A 19,260-nucleotide genomic window follows, 5' to 3' on the forward strand; every position below is an offset into this window, starting at 1 on the left:
TAAATCCTCCCCCCAACACCTTTAAAAAAACGGGTCACCTGCCAAACACCCCGGTCCCGCCGCCATCTTCGCCCCCGCGGGGGGGGGGGGGGGGGGGGGGGGGGCCCCCCCCCCCCCCCCCCTTCCGCCGTTGCGACCCGCGTCCTCAGCCGTGATGGCTGCTGCCGCCGCCGTGACCGTTCTTGTTGTGGCTGCCGCCCGGGTTCATGTGCTCGGAACCCTCCTCCATGGTCCCGCCGAGGGTGCCCTGGAGTGCCGTGACCGTCTTCTGCTGGCCCACGGCGACCCACTTGCGGCCGACGAGGTAGTAACCGCCGTAGTCCTTGGCGCTGTTCAGCCACTCGCGCTGGCCGCGGTCCGTGGAGAAGGTCGCGAGGACGTACTTGTCCTTGCCCTTCTTGCACAACGCCTGGCGGATGGTGTCCGCGTCCGTCTGCATGTTCGGCTTGCAGTCGGCCTCGGCGGCGATGTGCTCCAGGCTGCCGCTCACCTCCTTCGGAACGGCCGCCTCGTCCTTGTCGCCGGATCCGCCGCAGCCGGTCAGCGCCAGTATCGCCACCGCACCGCTCAGCGCGAGCATCGGTCGGGTCACCCTCATCTGTTCCTCCGGTCCTTGTCGGCACGGTCCCTGTCACGGCACGATCCGGACGCATGCCGCACCGAGCCCCGGCAAGAGGCTCTCGCCCTCGATACGGCTGCGGAGCCCCCCGTGCTCAAAATCCGCTGCCCCGGTGTGCACGCCTGTGCGAGGGTGGTCCGGTGGATCAGGACTGGGAAGATCGCGTGGCCGCCCTGTGGGACCGTTTCGACGACTACGCCGAGACGGAGGAGGACGCGTCCCGCTTCCGCGCCGACGTCGACGCCCTCGTGGCCGAGCTTCCCGACGGCAGTCCGCTCGGCCCCTTCGAGCGGGCCTGCGCCTGGGACTCCACGGGCCACAGCGACAAGGCGGTCCCCCTGTACGAGGAGGCACTGGAGAACGGCCTCGCCGGCACCGACTCCTACAAGGCCCGCCGGACGAAGATCCAGCTGGCCAGCTCGCTGCGGAACACCGGCCGCGCCGAGGAGGCCGTCGCGCTGCTGACGCCGGAGCTTCTCGCCCCGTCCGACGAGCTGGACGACCCGGTACGCGCCTGCCTCGCGCTGTGCCTGTCGAGCCTCGGCCGTGACCGGGAGGCACTCGCACTGGCCCTGGGCGCCCTCGCCCCGCACCTGCCGCGCTACCAGCGGTCCATGGCTAACTACGCCCGGCTGCTCGTGGAACCCGGGGAGCACCCGGGGGCGTGACAGCCCGTGGCCAGGTGACCAACCACCGATTCGCTCGTTCTGCTGAACGTGCAGTCACAGGATGTCGCCCAGCGCCCCGCACCCCCCTCCCCCGCCGGCCCGGTCGTCGACGTCGAGCAGGCCGAGGCCGCGCTCGTCGAGCACTACCCGCGGCTCGTCCGGCTGGCCTACCTGGTCCTGCCACCCGGGCTGGGCCGCAGCCGCCGCGTCCTGACCGCGCACGCCCTCACCCAGCGGGCGCTCCCCCGCAACCGCACGCCGTCCCCGGTGATCCCGGCGCAGTCCACAGGGCGGGACAGCGACCCCGGCTACACCCTGGTCCGTCTCCAGGTGCTGCGCACCGCGCTGGAGGCGGGACTGCCGCTGAAGGCGAAGGCGTGGCCCAAGAGGACCCAGTTGCCGCCGCTGCTGCCGCACGTGTGGGGCCTGAAGCTGTTCCCGCGCTCCGGCGGCGCCGACGAACTCGCCCTGGACCAGAGGCTGTCCACCCTGTCCGGCCCGGCCCGCGCCGCGTACGCGCTGTGCGGCCTGGAGCGGCTCACGGACGAGGGGGTGTGCAAGGTCCTCGCGGCGGCGGGCGTCGCCGACCCGGAGGGCGCGGTGCTGGAGGCCGGCGGGGTCCCCGCCCAGTACGGGCTGCTCGACTCCCCAGAGTTCGACCCCTGCTCGCTCCAGGCCCGGCCCACCGACCTGATGCGCCGCCGCCAGCATCTGAAGGCCGCGCTGGCCGCCGGTGCCGCCCTGCTGGTGTGCGGGGCCCTGCTCGGCCTGCCCGGTGAGGGCTGGGGCCCCGAGGGCGCCGCGGCACCCCCGTACGCGCGGAACCCGGCCGCGCAGGCCGCCCTGGACCCGGCGAAGCTGACCCGGGTCCCGCCCACCGCGTGGCGCAGTTCGGCGCGCACCGACTTCTCCGTGTGGCCGGCTCGCGGCGATCTCACGGGCGACAAGGCCCTGCTGCGCCGCGCCCTGGCCGTGTGGGCCCGCCCCGGCGAGACGGTGCAGGTGTCGGCGACCCCCGGCACCCTCTCCGGCGGCCCCGCCGGACCGCCCCAGCTGCTGTACGCGGGGACGGTCGACGCGGCGCGCGTGGTGATCCTCCACGACGGTCTGCGCATCGTCCGGTACGCCGAGCCCAGGGACGGCACGCAGGGCGCCGCCCTGGACTTCGCCCGGGTGGACGGAGCCGACCGGGCCGGGGCGAGTGCGGTGGTGCTGGGCCGGTCCGACGGCAACGTCCGCTATCTGACGGCCCCCTGGGTGCGAAAGGCCGGCGAGCGGGACCTGATGAAGCCGGGCTCGGGCGCGATGAACCTCACGCTCACCGGCGGTGTGGCCGCGCCGCTGGCCAGCCCGGCGCTGAGGTCCGGCCCCTGCACCTCGTGGAACGTGCTGCAGGTGACCGACGGCGGCGGGACCCGGCTGATGACCGACCTCGGCGAACTCGTCCCGGCCCGGCTCACCACCGGACGGCCGAGCGCCCCGCGCGAGGTGTCCGGGGCCGCGGCGCTGCACACCTGGCAGCCGTTCGCCTGCTCGCTGGGCACCATGCGCTCGGCCGGGGTGCGCAGCGTCAACGCCTGGGCGTTCAACGAGCAGCCGCTGCCCGACGCGAGCGGCTCGGCGGCATGGGTGTGCACGCGGGCCGAGACCTGGCGGGGCGGCGGGGCGCGGGTACTGGCGCAGTTCCACACGCCGGGCGGGGCGTACGGGGCGGCTGCGGCGCAGGCCGAGAACGTCCCGGCCTGCGGGGCGCGTGATCCGCATGTGCTGGCCGGGGTGCTGTGGAAGTCGAAGGCCGGCGACTGGTACCTGCTGGCCGCCGGCAGCCGGCAGACGGCGTCGATCCGGGCGACGGGCGGAGTGAACGGGGCTGCGCGGAGCAGTCTGCTGACCGTGCCGGCCGAGCAGGGGGCCCAGGCTCAGCTCAAGGGGTCCCTGAAGGACGGGCGTTCGCTCCGCGGGCTGCGCTGACGGAGGCGGACGTGGGTGTGTCCGGTGAGGTCGCCCAACCCCGGTGATCGATCCAGCCCGTTCGAGGCCGGAATCGATCGGTAAGGTGTTCGCATGACTACCGGGGTTCGCCGCAGAATGGGAGTCGAGGAGCGGCGGCAGCAGTTGATCGGCGTCGCCCTCGAACTGTTCAGCCGCCGCTCGCCCGACGACGTCTCCATCGACGAGATAGCGTCTGCCGCGGGCATCTCACGCCCGTTGGTCTACCACTACTTCCCCGGCAAACTCAGCCTGTACGAAGCCGCGTTGCAGCGTGCTTCGGACGATCTGGCGGCCCGTTTCGTGGAGCCGCACGAGGGTCCGCTGGGGGCGCGGCTGCTGCGCGTGATGCGCCGCTACTTCGACTTCGTGGACGAGCACGGGCCTGGTTTCTCCGCCCTGATGCGCGGCGGTCCGGCCGTCTCCGCAGGCGGAGCCTGCTCAATGAGCACCATCTCGACGACCAACGCGCTCGTCGACTCCGTACGGCAGGCCGCGTATGTCCAGATCCTTTCGCACCTGGGCGTGACCGATCCGCCCGCGCGCCTCGAACTGGTCGTCCGCTCCTGGATCTCGCTCGCCGAGTCGACGGCGCTGATCTGGCTGGACGGCCGGCGCATCCCGCGCGAGGAGCTGGAGCCGCAGCTCGTCAACGACTTCGCCGCGCTCGCCGCCGTCAGCGCCGCCTACGACGAGGAGATGGCGGAGCTGCTGCGCGGCGCCCTCAAGGACGAACCGGCCGACGGCCCGTTCGCGCACCTGGTCGGCCGGCTCATCGCCCTGGCGGGCTGATCGGTCTCAGCTCTCGTACTTCGCGTACGACGCGTCGAGGTCGCGGACCTCGGCGGAGGCGTGCAGGGCGAGGCCCTCGGGCTGCTTCAGGTGGGTCCGCAGCAACTCCAGCGCTGCCTCGGTCAGCCGGGCCTTGGTCTCGTCGGTGCGGCCGGCGAGCAGCGCGATGTGGATGTGGACGTGGGCGTGTCCCTCGGTCTCGGGGCCGACCACGATGTCCTCGGTCGAGCGGAACCGGGTCTTGCACGCGGGCGGCTTGGCGGCCGCGATCTCGACCGTCGCCTCGTGCAGCGCCCTGGCGAATCCGGGCCGGTCGAACCCGCCGGCGAGGTCGGCGGAATAGTCGACGGTGATCTGCGGCATCAGCACTCCTGTTCCAGGTCGGTGTGCCCACCCTAGCCGCGGGCGGGGCGGGCCGCCGGTCGCGGTCCGCCCCGCCCGCACCGGGTGCGTCACCCCGCGGTCCGGGTGAAGACCGCGACCGTGCGCGCCGGCACGGCGAAGGTGCCGGAGGCCCGCGCGTAGGCGGCGGACTTCACGGTGGCGTCCGCGCCCGCCGCCTGCACCGGGTGCAGCCGGTAGCCGGTCCCGGCGAGTGCGGACACACGCTGCTCCTGCCGCTCGGGCGTGGCGTTGAAGACGACGACGAGGTCACCGAGCCGCATGGTGATCACGCCGGGCGTCTCGTCCGTGCCGGACAGCGGGAAGGAGAGCCGGGACTGCACCTGTGCGGCCGTGCCGAGGGAGAAGTCCTTCTCGGTGCTCCGGATCCGCAGCAGGTCGCGGTATGCGGCCGAGGTGCCCTCGATCTGCTCGCAGCCCACCTTGACGGTGCTCAGCAAGGGCTTGGCGTACGGCCACTTGTCGGTGTTGTCGGCCGCCATGGGCAGTCCGCGGCCGAAGCCGTTGCCGTCCTCGCACCTCCAGTGGACGGCGTTGAACCAGTCGCCGCTGTCGTAGGAGTTGCGGTCCAGGGACTTGGAGCGCAGCAGGTCGGTGCCCGCCTGCGAGAGGGCCGGGCCCTGGGAGAGGGTGGCCGTCGCCATGGCGAGGACCTGCATCCTGGCCCGGTCGGACGCGCTGGTCGTGGCGGGCAGCTTGAAGGCGAGGGCGTCGAAGAGGGACTCGTTGTCGTGCGCGTCGGCGTAGGCGAGGGCGTCGCCCGGGGCGTCGGCGTACCCGGCGGGGGCACCGTTGTAGTCGACGTCGGAGCCCTTGACCTCCTTGCCGTCGGTGTCGGTGAAGCGGTAGCCGGCGAGGTTGCCGGAGAGGCCGACCTTGATGAGGTCCTGGTAGTGCAGGAGCCGGGCCTTCTGCTCGGCGGCTGTGCCGTTGTGCTCCGAGGAGTTGGGGTCGGTGTAGAGGCCGGAGGCGAAACCCTGGACGCCGGGGTCCTCGTCGAAGGGGCCGCCGCCGCGCACGGCGTCACGGGCCCTGTCGGAGAAGGTGGCGATGCCGGTGCCGGCCATGTTCTTCTGCGTGGCCTGGACGAACCGGGCGTCGTCGGCGACCTCGCCGAAGTTCCAGCCCTCGCCGTACAGGATGATCTTCTTGCCGTCGACGCCGTCCTTGGCGGGGGTCAGCTCGTCGAGGGCCTTGCGGACCGCGAGGATGTTGGCCTTGGGGTGGTGGCCCATGAGGTCGAAGCGGAAGCCGTCGACCTTGTACTCCTTGGCCCAGGTGACGATCGAGTCGACGACCAGCTTGCCCATCATGGCGTTCTCGGTGGCCGTGTTGGCGCAGCAGGTGCTGTCGGCGACCGAGCCGTCGGCGAGGAGCCGCTGGTAGTAGCCGGGCACGATCCGGTCGAGGACGGAGGTGCCCGCCTGGCCGCCGGCGGCGGTGTGGTTGTAGACGACGTCCATGACGACCCGCAGCCCGTCGTCGTTGAGCGCCTTGACCATCCTGCGGAACTCGACCGTGCGGGCGGTGCCGTCGGGGTCGGTGGCGTAGGAGCCCTCGGGGACCGTGTAGTGGTACGGGTCGTATCCCCAGTTGTAGGCGTCCTTCGCCGCTATCTTCCCGACGCACTCCTGCTGCTTGTCCGAGTCGGCCGGGAAGGACGCCAGGTCGCAGTCGGTCCTCGCCTGGTCGGCCTTCTTCTCCGGGATGGTGGCGATGTCGAACGCGGGCAGGAGATGGACGTACGAGGTGCCCGCCTTCGCCAGCTCGCGCAGGTGCTTGCTGCCGTCGCTCGCCCTGTCGGTGAAGGCGAGGTAGGTGCCGGGGTACTTCGCCGTGCGGTCCTCGACGGAGAAGTCCCGGATGTGCAGCTCCTGGATCTGCGCGTCCCGCAGCGGCACGGCCCTGGGCTTGGTGTACGACGACCAGCCGGCCGGCTTGAGCGCCTTGTCGGCCAGGTCGACGACGAGGCTGCGCTCGGAGTCGGTGGTGAGGGCGAGGGCGTAGGGGTCGGTGACCTTGTTGGTGACGACCTTGCGGACGCCGGGCGCCCACACCTTCACCACGTAGCGGTAGGCCTTGCCCTTCCAGGACGCCGGGCCGGTGACGGACCAGACGCCGGTGGCGCTGTCGCGGTGCATCGGGACGGCCTTGCCGTCGAGCTCCAGGGCGACGGACCGCGCGGTCGGCGCCCACACGGACAGGGTGGGACGGCCCTTGGAGAAGGTGGGCCCCAGGTCGGCCTTGGTGGCGCCGGGGTACAGGTCGTCCAGGACGCCGGCGATCTGGACACCGGTCGCCGCGAGTACGGCACCGTCGGCCGCGCGCTGCGTGGCGACCACCTGGCCGCGCAGGGCCTCGCGGACCCGGTCCCGGTCACGGGGGTCGACGGTCCAGGCGTCGTACGCCGCGAGGTGCGGGAACTTCGCCTTCTGGGCGTCGGTGAGCTCGCTCTTCGACAGGCGCAGCCACGTGGCGTCGCCGGTCAGGGTGCCGTCCTCGGCCTTGATCGAGCCGTCACGTGAGGAGAGCAGCTGGGTGGAGGCGGCGGCGTCGGAGTCGTTCCAGGCGAGGGTGTTCCGGTCGATCCAGACCGCCTTGGAGGTGGTCAGATCGAGGGCGGCGGCACTGCCGGCGGGCTGCGGGAGCAGGTACTCCTCCTGGCCGCTCACCAGCCACACCTCGTGGCCGTTCGCCTTGAGGTCGAGCGACCGGTCGGTGGGCAGGTCCTTCTCGTCGCCCTTGTGCAGGATGTAGCTGAGGCTGGTGGCTCCGTCGGTGAGCGGTACCTCGAAGACTGCGCCATAGCTATCAGTCTTGACCGGCTTCAGGGGGTTCGACCAGTCGGTGGGGTTCGCGGCGCCCGTCCAGACGTGCAGGCCCCAGCCGTCGTAGTCCCCTCCCCCAGAGCCGAAAGCCTGGGAGGTACCCCCAGCACGGTGGTAGTGCAGGACCGCCTTGCTCTTGTCGGGCGCCGGATACGCGGGGCGCTCGGTGGTGACGGTGTCCTTGCCCTGCTCGATCCAGATCTCACCGGTCTTGGCGACGTCGATCGTGCGGTCGGTGGAGACGTCCTTGGTGCCGTCCTTGTCGATGACGAGGAAGCCGACGTTCGAGGCGCCGGGCTTGAGCTTGACCCAGGCGAAGGCACCGTAGGCGTCCCGGCCGGTGAAGGGATGGCTCCTGGGCCATTCAGTGGCCTCGCCCTCGGCGAGGTCGCCCCAGGCGTACAGGCCCCAGTCGGCGTAGTCGCCGTCCGCGCGCTTGTAGTGGACAATCGCGTGGTCGCGCGAGGACGCGGTGGGCGGCTCGGGTGCGGGCGGGGTGCCCGTGGTGGAGGCGGCCAGGGCGCTCGCGGTCCGGCCGGCCGAGTCGACCACGACGGCCTTGTAGCGCAGGGCCGTGCCCGGTGCCACGTCCTTGCCCACGGTGTGGGTGACCTTGTAGGGGGCGTGGTCGGCGGAGCCGAGAACCCGCCACTTGCCGTTGCCGGTCTGCGCGGCGAACACGACCCGGTTGCGCTGTCCTCCGTCGACGTCGGCGGTGACCTCCACCGTGCCGGTCGCGCCGGCCGCCGGTGCCTTGAGGGTGAGCGTGGGCGCGGTGGCCGGCTCGGCGGGCCTTCCGGCCGCCTTGAGGACGATCGCCGAGCCGGCCGGGACCGTGAGGGTGAGCTTCTTGCCGCCGTCGCTCTTCACGCGCGCGCCGGTTCCGTATATGCCCTGGAAGGTCATGCCGGCCGAGCCGGTCGGGAAGGTCGCGGTCTTCTTCTCTTCGGCGTTGTTGAAGGCGACGACGTACTCGGTGCCGGTCTTCGCGTCCGTGCGGGAGAAGGCGTAGACGCCCGGGCCGTCGGCCGCGTACCGCTCCTGCTGAACGCCGTCGGTGAGGGCCGGATGGGCCTTGCGGAGCCCCGCGAGGGCACTGATCTGCCGGTAGAGCGGCGCCTTGGTGTCGTAGGCGTCCTCGGCGTGCGTGGCGTCGGTGCCGATGCGGTCGTCGTCGAGGTAGTCGGGGGTGCGTGAGGCGAACATGGTCTGCCGGGCGTCCTTGTCGCCTCCCGGGCCGGTGAAGCCCTGCTCGTCGCCGTAGTAGACGACGGGGTTGCCGCGGCTGAGGAACATCAGCTCGTTGGCGAGCTCGTCCTTGGCGAGGATCTCGGCATCGGTGGCCTTGGGGTTGTCCTGCTCGAGGAACGACCCGATGCGGCCCATGTCGTGGTTGCCGAGGAAGGTGACCTGCTCGTAGGCGTTGGCCCTGCCGGTCGTGTACTTGTAGTCGTCGCCGAAGACACCCGCGAGCTTCTGTGCGCTCGCGCCCTGCGAGGCGTACTGCCGGGCGGCCTCCTGGAAGGGGAAGTCGAGCGTGGCGTCGAGCCGGCCCTGGGTGACGTACGGGGCGGTGACGTCGGTGTCGGCCGAGTAGACCTCGCCGAACATGAAGAAGTCGTCGCGGCCCTGCTTCGCGGCGTAGGCGTCGAGGGCCGTGGCCCACTGGGTCCAGAACTCCATGTTGACGTGCTTCACGGTGTCGATCCGGAAGCCGTCGACGTCGAAGTCCCGCACCCAGCGCTGGTAGATCTTCTCCATGCCGTGGACGACCTCGGGCCGCTCGGTCCACAGGTCGTCGAGCCCGGAGAAGTCGCCGTGGGTGGAGCTCTCACCGGCGAAGGTGGAGTCGCCGCGGTTGTGGTACATCGTCGGGTCGTTGAGCCACGACGGCACCTTGTTCTTCCCGGTGACCACCGGTGTGCGCGGGAAGGAGTCCCGGTCGACGGCGGGGAAGGCGCGTCGTCCGTCGGCGTAGTCGGCGTCGTCGAAGGGCACGCCGTCCTTCGTCAGGTACGGGAAGGCGCCCTTGGAGAGGTAGTCGTAGGACTTCTCCTCGTAGTCGACGACGTCGGCGGTGTGGTTGGTGATGACGTCGAAGAAGACCTTCATGCCCTTGGCGTGGGCCTTGTCGATGAGGGTCTCGAGGTCCTCGTTCGTGCCGAAGTGCGGGTCGACCCGGGTGAAGTCGGTGATCCAGTAACCGTGGTAGCCGGCCGAGGCTCCCCCAGTGCTGAACGCCTGGGAGGTACCCCCAGCCCCGGTGCCCTGTACCGGCTGGTTCTTGAAGATCGGGGCCATCCACAGGGCGGTGGTGCCCAGGCCCTTGATGTAGTCGAGCCGCTTGGTCAGGCCCTTGAGGTCGCCGCCCTGGTAGAAGCCCTTGTCGGTGGGGTCGTAGCCGGTCGACAGGCGTGAACCGGTCAGGCCGCCCTTGTCGTTGCGCGGGTCACCGTTGGCGAAACGGTCCGGCAGGACGAAGTAGAACTGCTCACGGGTGGCGTCGTGCCGGGCGGGCTGGGCGGCCAGCCCGGCGTCGGAGGGGGGCGGAGGCGGAGTGTCGGCCCGCGCCGCGAGGGGCTGGACGAGCGCTGCGGCCAGCGCGGTCACGGTGACCGCAGCGACCCGTCCGGCATGGGTGGTTCGGCGCCTCGACGGCGTCGGCCATCTCGGTATCACAGATGGGCTCCTTGCGATTACGGCTCTGTGGGTCCGACCCCGCGCGACCGTATCGCCGCCGCAACACTTACAGCAAGAGGCTTGAAACCATAGGAAAGAACTTTCAGCAGGCCGCTCAGCAGCTCGACTTGCCCGCGTACACCGCCAGGGCGGTGTTCGCGCCCAGAGTGGCCGTCAACTGCCCGCTGGAGTTCACCGTCACCGGCGTGTTGTTCTGCGCGTCGCAGTACGTCCCGGCGGGCAACGAGGTCTGGTACGTCCGGGTCAGTGAGCCGGACTCGTGGTTGATGGCCACGAACCCCTTGCCGCCCCGCCCGAAAGCGATCGCGTCACCCCCGTTGTCCCACCAGTTCGTGACGGTCTGGCCCCGGGTGGCGTTGCGGAAGGCGACCATGGACTTGATCTCCGGCCAGTTGTGCTGGCACTTCCAGCCGTCCTGCCAGCAGGCTTTCACCGCACCCCCGCCGGGCGGGCCCGCGTCCGTGTCGGAGAACTCGTACCCGGAGTTGATGTCGGGAGCGCCGTAGGGCCAGGCCAGCATGAAGACGTTGGCCAGGGTGTAGGTCGCGTCGTCCTTGTAGCTGAGGGTCGAGCCGTTGCGTTCGGTGTCGTGGTTGTCGACGAAGACACCGGAGACGCCGCTGTTCAGGTAGCCCCAGCCCTCGCCGTAGTTCTTCAGGTAGGCGAGGTTCTCGTTGTTGAAGACCCGCTTGAGGTCGTAGGCGTAGCGGAACTCCTGGACGTCGCCGTTACTCGTGTATTCGGTGGGCTGGACGGCCTCACCGGAGCCGTAGATGACCTCCTGCTTCCAGTACACCGACGGGTTGCTCAGCCGCGACTTGATGTTGGCGAGGTCGGCGGTGTCGATGTGCTTGGCCGCGTCGACGCGGAAGCCGTCGACGCCGAGGGAGAGCAGGTCGTTCAGGTACCCGGCGATGGCGCCACGGACGTACGACTCGCTGGTGTCCAGGTCGGCCAGGTCGACCAGTTCGCAGTGCTGGACGTTCCAGCGGTCCTGGTAGTTGCTGATCCTGCTGGTGCAGTCGTCGAAGTCGAACGACGAGTACAGGCCGGGGTAGGTGTACTTCGAGTACGACGAGCCGCCGGTGCCGGTGCCGCTGCCGGCCGACATGTGGTTGACGACCGCGTCCACGACGACCTTCACACCGGCCGCGTGGCAGGTGTTCACCATGTCCCGGAAGGCCGTCCGGTCACCGAGCCGCCCGGCGATCTTGTAGCTGACCGGCTGGTACGAGGTCCACCACTGCGGGCCCTGTATGTGCTCGGCGGGCGGGGAGACCTGGACGGAGCCGTACCCGGCGGGTCCGAGCGTGGTGGTGCACTCGCGGGCGACCGAGGCGAAGTTCCACTCGAAGAGGACGGCGGTGACGTCCTTGGTGCCAGGTGGGGAGGCCTGCGCACCAGTCGGGTTCATGACAACCGAGGCCGCGGCGAGCGCGACGGCGACGGCGAGGTGTCTGCGTGCCATGTGGGGTTTCCTTCTTCGTTGAAGGTTCTTGCTGCAAGGTTCAGAAACCTTGCGGTGACGCAGATAGTAGAGGCCCGCCGCCCGAAAGGGCAGCGGGCCGTACGGAATTCAAAGGAAAATCAGGCGCGGGCCTCGGCGATCGCGGTGGTCCACCACACCGTGGTGTCGGCCGGCACCTTCGCCTCGTCGTCCACCTGCACGATCTCGCCGCTCGCGACCAGCACCCGGCCGTACGCCGGCATCGCCACCGACTCCCCGGAGGTGTTGGCGACGCACACGAAGTCCCCGCGCCGGAAGGCCAGCACGCCCTCGGGCGCCCGCAGCCACTCCATGGACGTCCCGGCGCCGAGGTCGGGCTGCTCGCGGCGCACGGCGAGCGCGGCCCGGTACAGCTCCAGGGTCGAGGCGGGCTCACCGGTCTGCGCCTCGACGCTCAGCTCGCCCCAGCCCTCCGGCTGCGGCAGCCAGCTCCCGCCGTCACCGAAGCCGTACGACGACCCCGTCCGGGTCCACGGGATCGGCACCCGGCAGCCGTCGCGGAAGCCGTCCTGGCCCGCGCCCCGGAAGTACGCCGGGTCCTGGCGCACCTCGTCCGGCAGGTCGACGACGTCGGGCAGGCCGAGCTCCTCGCCCTGGTAGATGTACGCCGAGCCGGGCAGCGCCAGCATGAGCAGGCTCGCGGCCCGGGCCCTGCGCAGGCCCAGTTCGCGGTCCCCGGCCAGGCGGATCTGGGTGCCGAGGCCGGGCGGGTTGGCGAAGCGGGTGGCGTGCCGGGTCACGTCGTGGTTGGACAGCACCCAGGTGGCGGGGGCGCCGACCGGCCGCATCGCCTCCAGGGTGCGGTCGATGACCTCACGCATCTCCGCGGCGTCCCAGTGGGTGCTGAGGTACTGGAAGTTGAAGGCCTGGTGCAGCTCGTCGGGGCGGACGTAGTTCGCGGTGCGCTCGATGGTCGGCGTCCATGCCTCGGCGACGAAGATGCGCTCCCCCGCATACTCGTCGAGGATCAGCCGCCACTGCCGGTAGATCTCGTGCACGCCGTCCTGGTCGAAGAACGGCATGACATCGTTGCCCAGCAGTTTCACCTGGTCGTGGGATCCAAGGTCGGGCAGCCCCTCGGCCTTCACCAGGCCGTGGGCGACGTCGACCCGGAAGCCGTCGACGCCCATGTCCAGCCAGAAGCGCAGGATGGAGCGGAACTCGTCGCCGACGGCCGGGTGCTCCCAGTTGAAGTCGGGCTGCTCGGGGGCGAAGAGGTGCAGGTACCACTCGCCGGGCGTGCCGTCGGGTTCGGTGACGCGGGTCCAGGCCGGACCGCCGAAGATCGACTCCCAGTCGTTGGGCGGCAGTTCGCCGTTCTCGCCCTTGCCGGGGCGGAAGTGGTAGCGGTCCCGCAGCGAGGAGCCCGGGCCCTCGGCGACGGCACGCTTGAACCACTCGTACTGGTCGGAGGAGTGGTTCGGGACGAGGTCGACGATGATCCTCAGGTCCAGCCGGTGGGCGTCGCGGATCAGCGCGTCGGCGTCCAGCAGGTTGCCGAACATGGGGTCGACGGCGCGGTAGTCGGCGACGTCGTAGCCGGCGTCGGCCTGTGGCGAGGCGTAGAAGGGGCTGAGCCACACGGCGTCCACGCCGAGGTCGCGCAGGTACGGCAGACGGGTACGGACACCCTCCAGGTCGCCCATGCCGTCACCGTTGCTGTCGGCGAAGCTGCGCGGGTACACCTGGTAGATCACCGCGTCCCGCCACCAGTCACGGCGCTTGGCGACGGCGACGGCGGACACGGGGGTGGGGGCAGGTGCGGCTGAGTGCTGGCTCATGTCGTCCTTGATGCGTAACGAGATGTCGGTCATGGGAAGCGTGGATGGGGTTTCGGGCGGCCGCGGCACAGCGGGGTCGGATGGGCACCGCGGCCGCCCCCACGCGCCCCGAAAGGGGCGCGGGGCTGTATCCGATCTGCGGCTCCGCCGCGTGGGCGCGACCGGCCACGACGGCGCCGCAGCCGGTCCACGGGCGGGGGTCACCCCTTGGTGCCGCCCGCGGTGAGCCCGGTCACCAGGTTCTTCTGCACCAGGTAGAAGAACAGGGCGGCCGGTATCGCGATCAACACAGCTGTCGCGGCCATCAGGTTGCGCTGCGCGTCGTGTTCGCTGACGAACGTCTGCAGACCGACGGCGAAGGTGTACTTGTCGTCGCTCAGCATGAACGTCGAGGCGAACGCGACCTCACCGAAGGCCGTGAGGAAGCTGTAGAACGCCGCGACCGCGAGGCCCGGCTTGGCGAGCGGCAGGATGAGCCGCGCGAACGTGCCGAAGGGGGTCAGCCCGTCGACGCGCCCGGCCTCGTCGATCTCGAACGGGATGGTGTCGAAATAGCCCTTCATCAGCCAGGCGCAGTACGGCACGATCGTGGTGCAGTTGACCAGGATGAGACCAAGGTAGCTGTCGATGAGCTGCAGATCCGAGAGGATCTGGTACATCGGCACGATCAGTACCGCGATGGGGAACATCTGGGTGACCAGCAGCACCCACATCAGCTTCCGGTAGCCGGGGAAGCGCATGCGGGAGACGGCGTAGCCGGTGGACGCGGCGACGACGACGCCGATGAGCGTCGTGCCCAGCACCACGACCAGCGTGCTCTTCAGCCAGTCGAAGAAGCCGGTGTCCTGGAGGACGTAGGCGTAGTTGTCGAGCGACAGCTTGCCCCAGATGCGCCCGGGGTGGAGGTAGTCGTCCTTGTCCGGGCCGAGGGACAGGAAGACCAGCCAGGCGACCGGGAAGAGCGCGGTCAGGCTGGCGGCGATCAGGAAGGCGTGCGAGGCGAGGGAGGCGCCGCGACTGCGTTCGCCCCGGCCGCGGACCTTGCCGGAGGCTGTCGCGGGGCGCCGCTCGCCGGCCGGGGCGGAGCTCTCGACGGTGGTCGTACTCATGGGGAACTCCTGCCTCAGATCGCGAGCTGCTGCTCGTTGCGGTTCAGCCAGCGGCGGTAGAAGGAGGTGAAGACGATCAGGATGGACAGGAGCAGGATTCCGTAGGCGGCGGACTGGGCGTAGTCGCGCGGCTGCTGCCCGAAGCCCAGTTGGTAGGCCCACGTGACGAGGATCTGGGCGTCCGGTGCGGTGTTGCCGAACAACAGGAAGATGATGGCGAACTGATTGAAGGTCCAGATGACACCCAGGAGTACGACCGTCGTGCTGACGGACCTCAGACCGGGCAGGGTGACGTAGCGGAACCGCTGCCAGGCGTTGGCGCCGTCCATCTCGGAGGCCTCGTACAGGCTGGCGTCGATCGACTGGAGTCCGCCGAGGAGCGAGACCATCATGAACGGCACACCGCACCAGGTGTTGACCATGATCGCGGCGAACCGCTGCCAGAAGGTGTCCTCCAGCCACAGCGGGCTCGGCAGGCCCAGGCCCTCCAGGGCGGTGTTGATGACGCCGCCGTCCGCGAGCATGAACCGCCAGCCGAACACGGTGACGAAGGTGGGGACGGCCCAGGGCAGCACCAGGATCATCCGATAGAGGGTGCGGCCGCGCAGCTTCTGGTCGAGCAGCAGGGCGAGGCCGAGGCCGATGCCGTAGTGCAGGGCGACACAGGCCACCGTCCAGAAGACCGTCCACAGGAAGTGCGACCAGAAGCGGTCGTACGCCGTCGGGCCCCAGAGGATGTCGGCGTAGTTGTCCAGGCCGATGAACTTGTACGTGGCGTCGATGTGGTTGACGCCGATCGTGCGGGCGGTGTTGAGGCTGGTGGCGTCGGTGAGGGTGAGGTACAGGCCGTACACCAGCGGGTACACCACGAGGACGCCGAGCACGACGGCCACCGGGGCGATCATCGCGTAGGCGTACCAGTGCTTGTGGAAGCCGTTCTTCAGCCGCTGGGCCGGCCCGGGTCGCGGTTCCCGCTCACCGCGCCGCTTGCCGGTCGCTCGGTCGATGGCGACTGTCATGGTTCGACACCTTCTGGAGGTTCAAGGAGGTCAAGGGGAGCTGCCCGGGCGCAAGCGCAGGCGCGGCGCGGGCCGGTGGCCGCCGGATCCCCTCCCCCCATGACAGGGGGATCCGGCGGCCACCAGGCGGTCACTTGGAGAAGTCGGGCACCAGCTTGGCGATGGCGGTCTCGGCGTTGCCGAGGCCCTTGTCCAGGGACTCCTTGCCGCCGGCGATCTTGATCAGCTCGTCGTCGAGCGGACCCCACAGCGAGCTGTACTCCGGCAGCGCCGGGCGCGGCTGGGCGCTGGAGAGCACGCCCTGGTAGCCGGCGATGCCGGGGTCGGCCGTGACCTTGCCGGTGTAGGCGTCCTCGCGGGTGGGGAGCGTGGAGTTCTTCAGCGCGATGGTCTCCTGGGCCTTGGCCGAGGTCATGAAGTTGACGAACTTCAGCGAGGCCTCCTGGTGGGCCTTGTCCGAGCCCGCGTACACGGAGAGGTTGTGGCCGCCGGTCGGGGCGCCGGCCTTGCCGGTGGAGCCGGCCGGGACGGTGGCGATGCCGAGGTTGTTCTTGTCCTTGAAGGCCGAGCCCTTGTAGAAGTTCGTGATCTCCCACGGGCCCTGGACGATCGAGGCGACCTTGCCGCTGACGAACGCCTCCTGGATGTGGGCGTAGGCGTCGGCGGTGGTGTCGGCCTTGTGCAGGCCCTTGCCGGAGAAGAGGCCCTGCCAGGTGCCGTAGGCCTTCTTGGCCTCGGGCGAGGTGACGGTGATCTTCTTGGCGTCGGCGTCGACGGTGTCGGTGCCCTCGCCGTAGAGGAAGGACTGGGCGTAGTAGGCCTGGGTGGAGCCCCAGTAGCCGTCGACACCGGTCTTGCCCTTGATCGTGGCGGCGGCCTTCTTCAGGTCGTCCCAGGTCTTGGGCGCCTCGACGCCGGCCTTCTTGAACAGAGCCTTGTTGTAGACGAGGGCGAGGGTGTCCGTGGTGAAGGGGACGCCGTAGGTCTTGCCCTCGTACTTGGCCTGCTCGATCAGGCTGGGCTGGAACTTGTCCTGGTCCTTGAGGGCCTCGGTGCCGTCCAGCGGCGCGAAGAAGCCCTTCTTGGCGAAGGCGGGGGTCCAGCCGACCTCGGAGCGCAGCACGTCGGGGGCACCCTTGGAACCGGCGGCGGTGTCGAACTTGTTCTGCGCCTGGTCGAAGGGGACGTTGACGTACTTGACCTTGATGTCCTTGTTGGCAGCCTCGAACTGCTTCACCAGGGCCTGGTACGTCGGCGCCTCGTTGGTGGCGTTGGAGGTGTCCCACCAGGTGATGGTGACCGGGCCGTCGGCCTCGTCGCCGCTGTCGCTGCCGTTGCAGGCCGTCGCCGCCAGGGCGAGGGACGCCACCAGCGCGGTGGCCGCTATGCCACGCCGCATGAGTTCTCCTTGAGGGTGAAGCCCGTCTCGTGCTGCCGACTGCGCCGTTGGCCGCCGGGCGTCGGTGACATTAGCCGCGCTGCAACGAGTTGCGAAAGACCTTGCAGCAAAAAGTTGCAAGGGGTGCGGATGGTTATCCCGCCGTGACTTCCCGTCGATCGCCCCAATGCCTTGACTTCCGCCTGCTGGGCGGGCAGTCGGACGATTGTGCAAGACTCTGCAAGCACTTGCCATCCGGGTCCGCCGGGGGAATCATCCGTTGCGGATCGGACGCCGACCAGGAATCTCGAGGGACCGCGATGACCAAGCCACCCGCAGCGGGCCGTGCGACGGCGCGCACCAGGCGTCCCGTCGGTGTGCAAGGGGAACACCGGCCGCTACAGTCCAGTGCTGTGACCACACGGCTTGCCGACATCGCGTTGCAGGCGGGGGTGAGCGAAGCGACCGTCAGCCGCGTCCTCAACGGGAAGCCGGGCGTCGCCGCCACCACCCGCCAGTCCGTGCTGGCCGCTCTCGACGTGCTGGGCTACGAACGCCCGGTGCGCCTGCGCCAGCGCAGCGAGGGGCTGGTCGGGCTGATCACGCCGGAACTGGAGAACCCGATCTTCCCGGCCCTGGCGCAGGTCATCGGCCAGGCGCTGACGCGGCAGGGCTACACCCCGGTGCTGGCCACCCAGACCCCGGGCGGCTCGACCGAGGACGAGCTGACCGAGATGCTCGTCGACCGCGGGGTCGCCGGCATCATCTACGTCTCCGGACTGCACGCCGACACCACCGCCGACATGCAGCGCTACGACCGGCTGCGCGCCCAGGGCGTGCCCTACGTACTGGTCGACGGCTTCTCGCCGAAGGTGCAGGCGCCGTTCATCTCCCCCGACGACCGCGCGGCGATGAGCCTCGCCGTCACGCACCTGGTGTCCCTCGGCCACACCCGGATCGGTCTGGCCCTCGGGCCCAAGCGGTTCGTGCCGGTGCAGCGCAAGATCGAGGGGTTCGTGCGCACGATGCAGGACCGGTTGGGTCTGCGCGCGGAGACCGTCGAGTCGGAGCTGGTGCAGCACTCCCTGTACACCCTTGAGGGTGGTCAGGCGGCGGCCACGGCGTTGATCGACCGGAACTGCACGGCCGTGGTGTGCGCCAGCGACATGATGGCGCTGGGCGCGATCCGGGCCGCCCGGCAGCTCGGTCTGGACGTGCCGAAGGACGTCTCCGTGGTGGGCTTCGACGACTCCCCGCTGATCGCCTTCACCGACCCGCCGCTGACCACGATCCGCAAGCCGGTGCCGGCGATGGGCCAGGCGGCCGTGCGCACGCTGCTGGAGGAGATCGGCGGGACGCCCGCGCCCCACAGCGAGTTCGTGTTCATGCCGGAGCTGGTGGTGCGCGGTTCGACCGCCTCGGCCCCCGGGGAACGCGGCCGCTCCTGAGACCTCCGGCCTGAATTCGCCGTAGGACATGCGGCCCGGGCGGGGCCGCGGGATGATCGGTGGGGAAGTCCTTTTCTGGCAGACTTTGCGCCTATGGGTGAAACGACCGTGACGAAGCCGGAGGGCCTGGAAGCGGCCCTCCCGGACCCCGTTGCGGCCGATCCGGGGCGTGGCCCGCTGCGCCGGCTGCGCACCCCGCACCGGCCCCGGTTCTGGTTCGAGATCCTGCTGATCGCGGTGAGTTACTGGACGTATTCGCTCGTCCGCAACGCCGTGCCCGAGCAGAAGGCAGAGGCGCTGCAGAACGCCGACTGGATCTGGCGGGTCGAGCGCCATCTGGGCATCGCCGTCGAGGAGTCCGTCAACCACGCCGTGAACTCGGTGCATTGGCTCATCGTCGGAATGAACTACTACTACGCGACGCTGCACTTCATCGTCACGCTGGGTGTGCTGGTGTGGCTGTTCCGTCGCCACCCCGGCCGGTACGCGGCGACGCGTCTGGTGCTGTTCGCGACGACCGCGGTCGCCCTGCTCGGCTACTACCTGTATCCGCTGGCGCCCCCGCGGCTGATGAACGGCGGCGACTTCATCGACACGGTCATGGTCCACCAGACCTGGGGTTCGATGGCGTCGGGCGACCTGAAGCACATGTCCAACCAGTACGCCGCGATGCCGTCGATGCACATCGGCTGGTCCGTGTGGTGCGGGCTGACGATCTTCGCCCTGGCGTCGGTCCCCTGGGTGCGGGTGCTGGGCCTGCTGTATCCGGCGCTCACCCTGGTGGTCATCGTCGCGACGGCCAACCACTTCTGGCTGGACGCGGTCGGCGGGCTGCTGTGCCTGGCCTTCGGGTTCACGGTCGCGCGGCTCTGGTACGGGAGGCAGCCGTACGCGCTGCCGAGGGTGGCGCCGGAGCGCAGGCGCGGGCGCGGTGCGTCCCGGCCCTCGGCGGCGGTGGGTCCCCAGGGCGTCCGGGGCGGGCGTCCCTAGGGCTGCCCCGCGACGCGGGGCATGACCGGA

At 70.2% G+C, this 19,260-nt stretch carries 13 protein-coding genes; 5 read left to right on the forward strand and 8 right to left on the reverse strand.

The window, feature by feature from the left end:
• Nucleotides 1–145: 145 nt before the first annotated feature.
• The gene (locus tag ACFCXS_RS09125; RefSeq protein WP_376642429.1) at nucleotides 146–598 is read right to left on the reverse strand and encodes a hypothetical protein; all 453 of its coding nucleotides are present in this window, start codon (nucleotides 596–598) and stop codon (nucleotides 146–148) included.
• A 161-nt stretch (nucleotides 599–759) separates the two neighbouring features.
• Here ACFCXS_RS09125 and ACFCXS_RS09130 point away from each other — a divergent pair, with 161 nt between their 5' ends.
• The 3 genes from ACFCXS_RS09130 to ACFCXS_RS09140 all read left to right on the forward strand — a co-directional run bounded on the left by ACFCXS_RS09130 (nucleotide 760) and on the right by ACFCXS_RS09140 (nucleotide 4,068).
• Nucleotides 760–1,287, forward strand: a complete 528-nt coding sequence (locus tag ACFCXS_RS09130; RefSeq protein WP_376642430.1) for a tetratricopeptide repeat protein — start codon at nucleotides 760–762, stop codon at nucleotides 1,285–1,287.
• Between the two features lie 48 nt (nucleotides 1,288–1,335).
• Nucleotides 1,336–3,258, forward strand: coding sequence for a hypothetical protein (locus ACFCXS_RS09135; RefSeq protein WP_376642431.1), 1,923 nt, complete (start codon nucleotides 1,336–1,338; stop codon nucleotides 3,256–3,258).
• Nucleotides 3,259–3,351: 93 nt separating this feature from the next.
• Nucleotides 3,352–4,068 carry a TetR/AcrR family transcriptional regulator gene (locus ACFCXS_RS09140; protein WP_376642432.1) on the forward strand — a complete coding sequence of 239 codons (717 nt, stop codon included), beginning with the start codon at nucleotides 3,352–3,354 and terminating at the stop codon, nucleotides 4,066–4,068.
• 6 nt (nucleotides 4,069–4,074) lie between these two features.
• Here the strand turns inward: ACFCXS_RS09140 and ACFCXS_RS09145 are convergent, their stop codons facing one another.
• From ACFCXS_RS09145 to ACFCXS_RS09175, 7 genes are all read right to left on the reverse strand, one after another.
• Nucleotides 4,075–4,431 (reverse strand): 5-carboxymethyl-2-hydroxymuconate Delta-isomerase, encoded by a 357-nt coding sequence (locus ACFCXS_RS09145; RefSeq protein WP_376642433.1) that lies wholly within the window; start codon nucleotides 4,429–4,431, stop codon nucleotides 4,075–4,077.
• Between the two features lie 89 nt (nucleotides 4,432–4,520).
• Nucleotides 4,521–9,977: a pullulanase-type alpha-1,6-glucosidase gene (gene pulA, locus ACFCXS_RS09150; RefSeq protein ID WP_376642434.1), complete on the reverse strand. Its 5,457-nt coding sequence runs from the start codon at nucleotides 9,975–9,977 to the stop codon at nucleotides 4,521–4,523.
• Nucleotides 9,978–10,092: 115 nt separating this feature from the next.
• Nucleotides 10,093–11,466, reverse strand: coding sequence for an alpha-amylase family protein (locus ACFCXS_RS09155; protein ID WP_376642435.1), 1,374 nt, complete (start codon nucleotides 11,464–11,466; stop codon nucleotides 10,093–10,095).
• A gap of 119 nt (nucleotides 11,467–11,585) precedes the next feature.
• Complete coding sequence (locus ACFCXS_RS09160) at nucleotides 11,586–13,286, reverse strand: glycoside hydrolase family 13 protein (RefSeq protein ID WP_376642436.1); 1,701 nt, start codon at nucleotides 13,284–13,286, stop codon at nucleotides 11,586–11,588.
• A 200-nt stretch (nucleotides 13,287–13,486) separates the two neighbouring features.
• Nucleotides 13,487–14,395: a sugar ABC transporter permease gene (locus tag ACFCXS_RS09165; protein ID WP_376642438.1), complete on the reverse strand. Its 909-nt coding sequence runs from the start codon at nucleotides 14,393–14,395 to the stop codon at nucleotides 13,487–13,489.
• A gap of 14 nt (nucleotides 14,396–14,409) precedes the next feature.
• Nucleotides 14,410–15,414, reverse strand: a complete 1,005-nt coding sequence (locus tag ACFCXS_RS09170) for a carbohydrate ABC transporter permease (protein ID WP_376642439.1) — start codon at nucleotides 15,412–15,414, stop codon at nucleotides 14,410–14,412.
• A 130-nt stretch (nucleotides 15,415–15,544) separates the two neighbouring features.
• On the reverse strand, nucleotides 15,545–16,813 hold the full coding sequence (locus ACFCXS_RS09175; RefSeq protein ID WP_376642441.1) for an extracellular solute-binding protein: 1,269 nt from the start codon (nucleotides 16,811–16,813) through the stop codon (nucleotides 15,545–15,547).
• A 392-nt stretch (nucleotides 16,814–17,205) separates the two neighbouring features.
• Here ACFCXS_RS09175 and ACFCXS_RS09180 point away from each other — a divergent pair, with 392 nt between their 5' ends.
• Nucleotides 17,206–18,240, forward strand: a complete 1,035-nt coding sequence (locus ACFCXS_RS09180) for a LacI family DNA-binding transcriptional regulator (protein WP_352101085.1) — start codon at nucleotides 17,206–17,208, stop codon at nucleotides 18,238–18,240.
• A 93-nt stretch (nucleotides 18,241–18,333) separates the two neighbouring features.
• Nucleotides 18,334–19,230 carry a phosphatase PAP2 family protein gene (locus ACFCXS_RS09185; protein ID WP_376642442.1) on the forward strand — a complete coding sequence of 299 codons (897 nt, stop codon included), beginning with the start codon at nucleotides 18,334–18,336 and terminating at the stop codon, nucleotides 19,228–19,230.
• The last annotated feature ends 30 nt before the right edge of the window (nucleotides 19,231–19,260 follow it).

It is taken from the genome of Streptomyces sp. NPDC056373, from assembly GCF_042262425.1.
Taxonomy (GTDB): domain Bacteria; phylum Actinomycetota; class Actinomycetes; order Streptomycetales; family Streptomycetaceae; genus Streptomyces.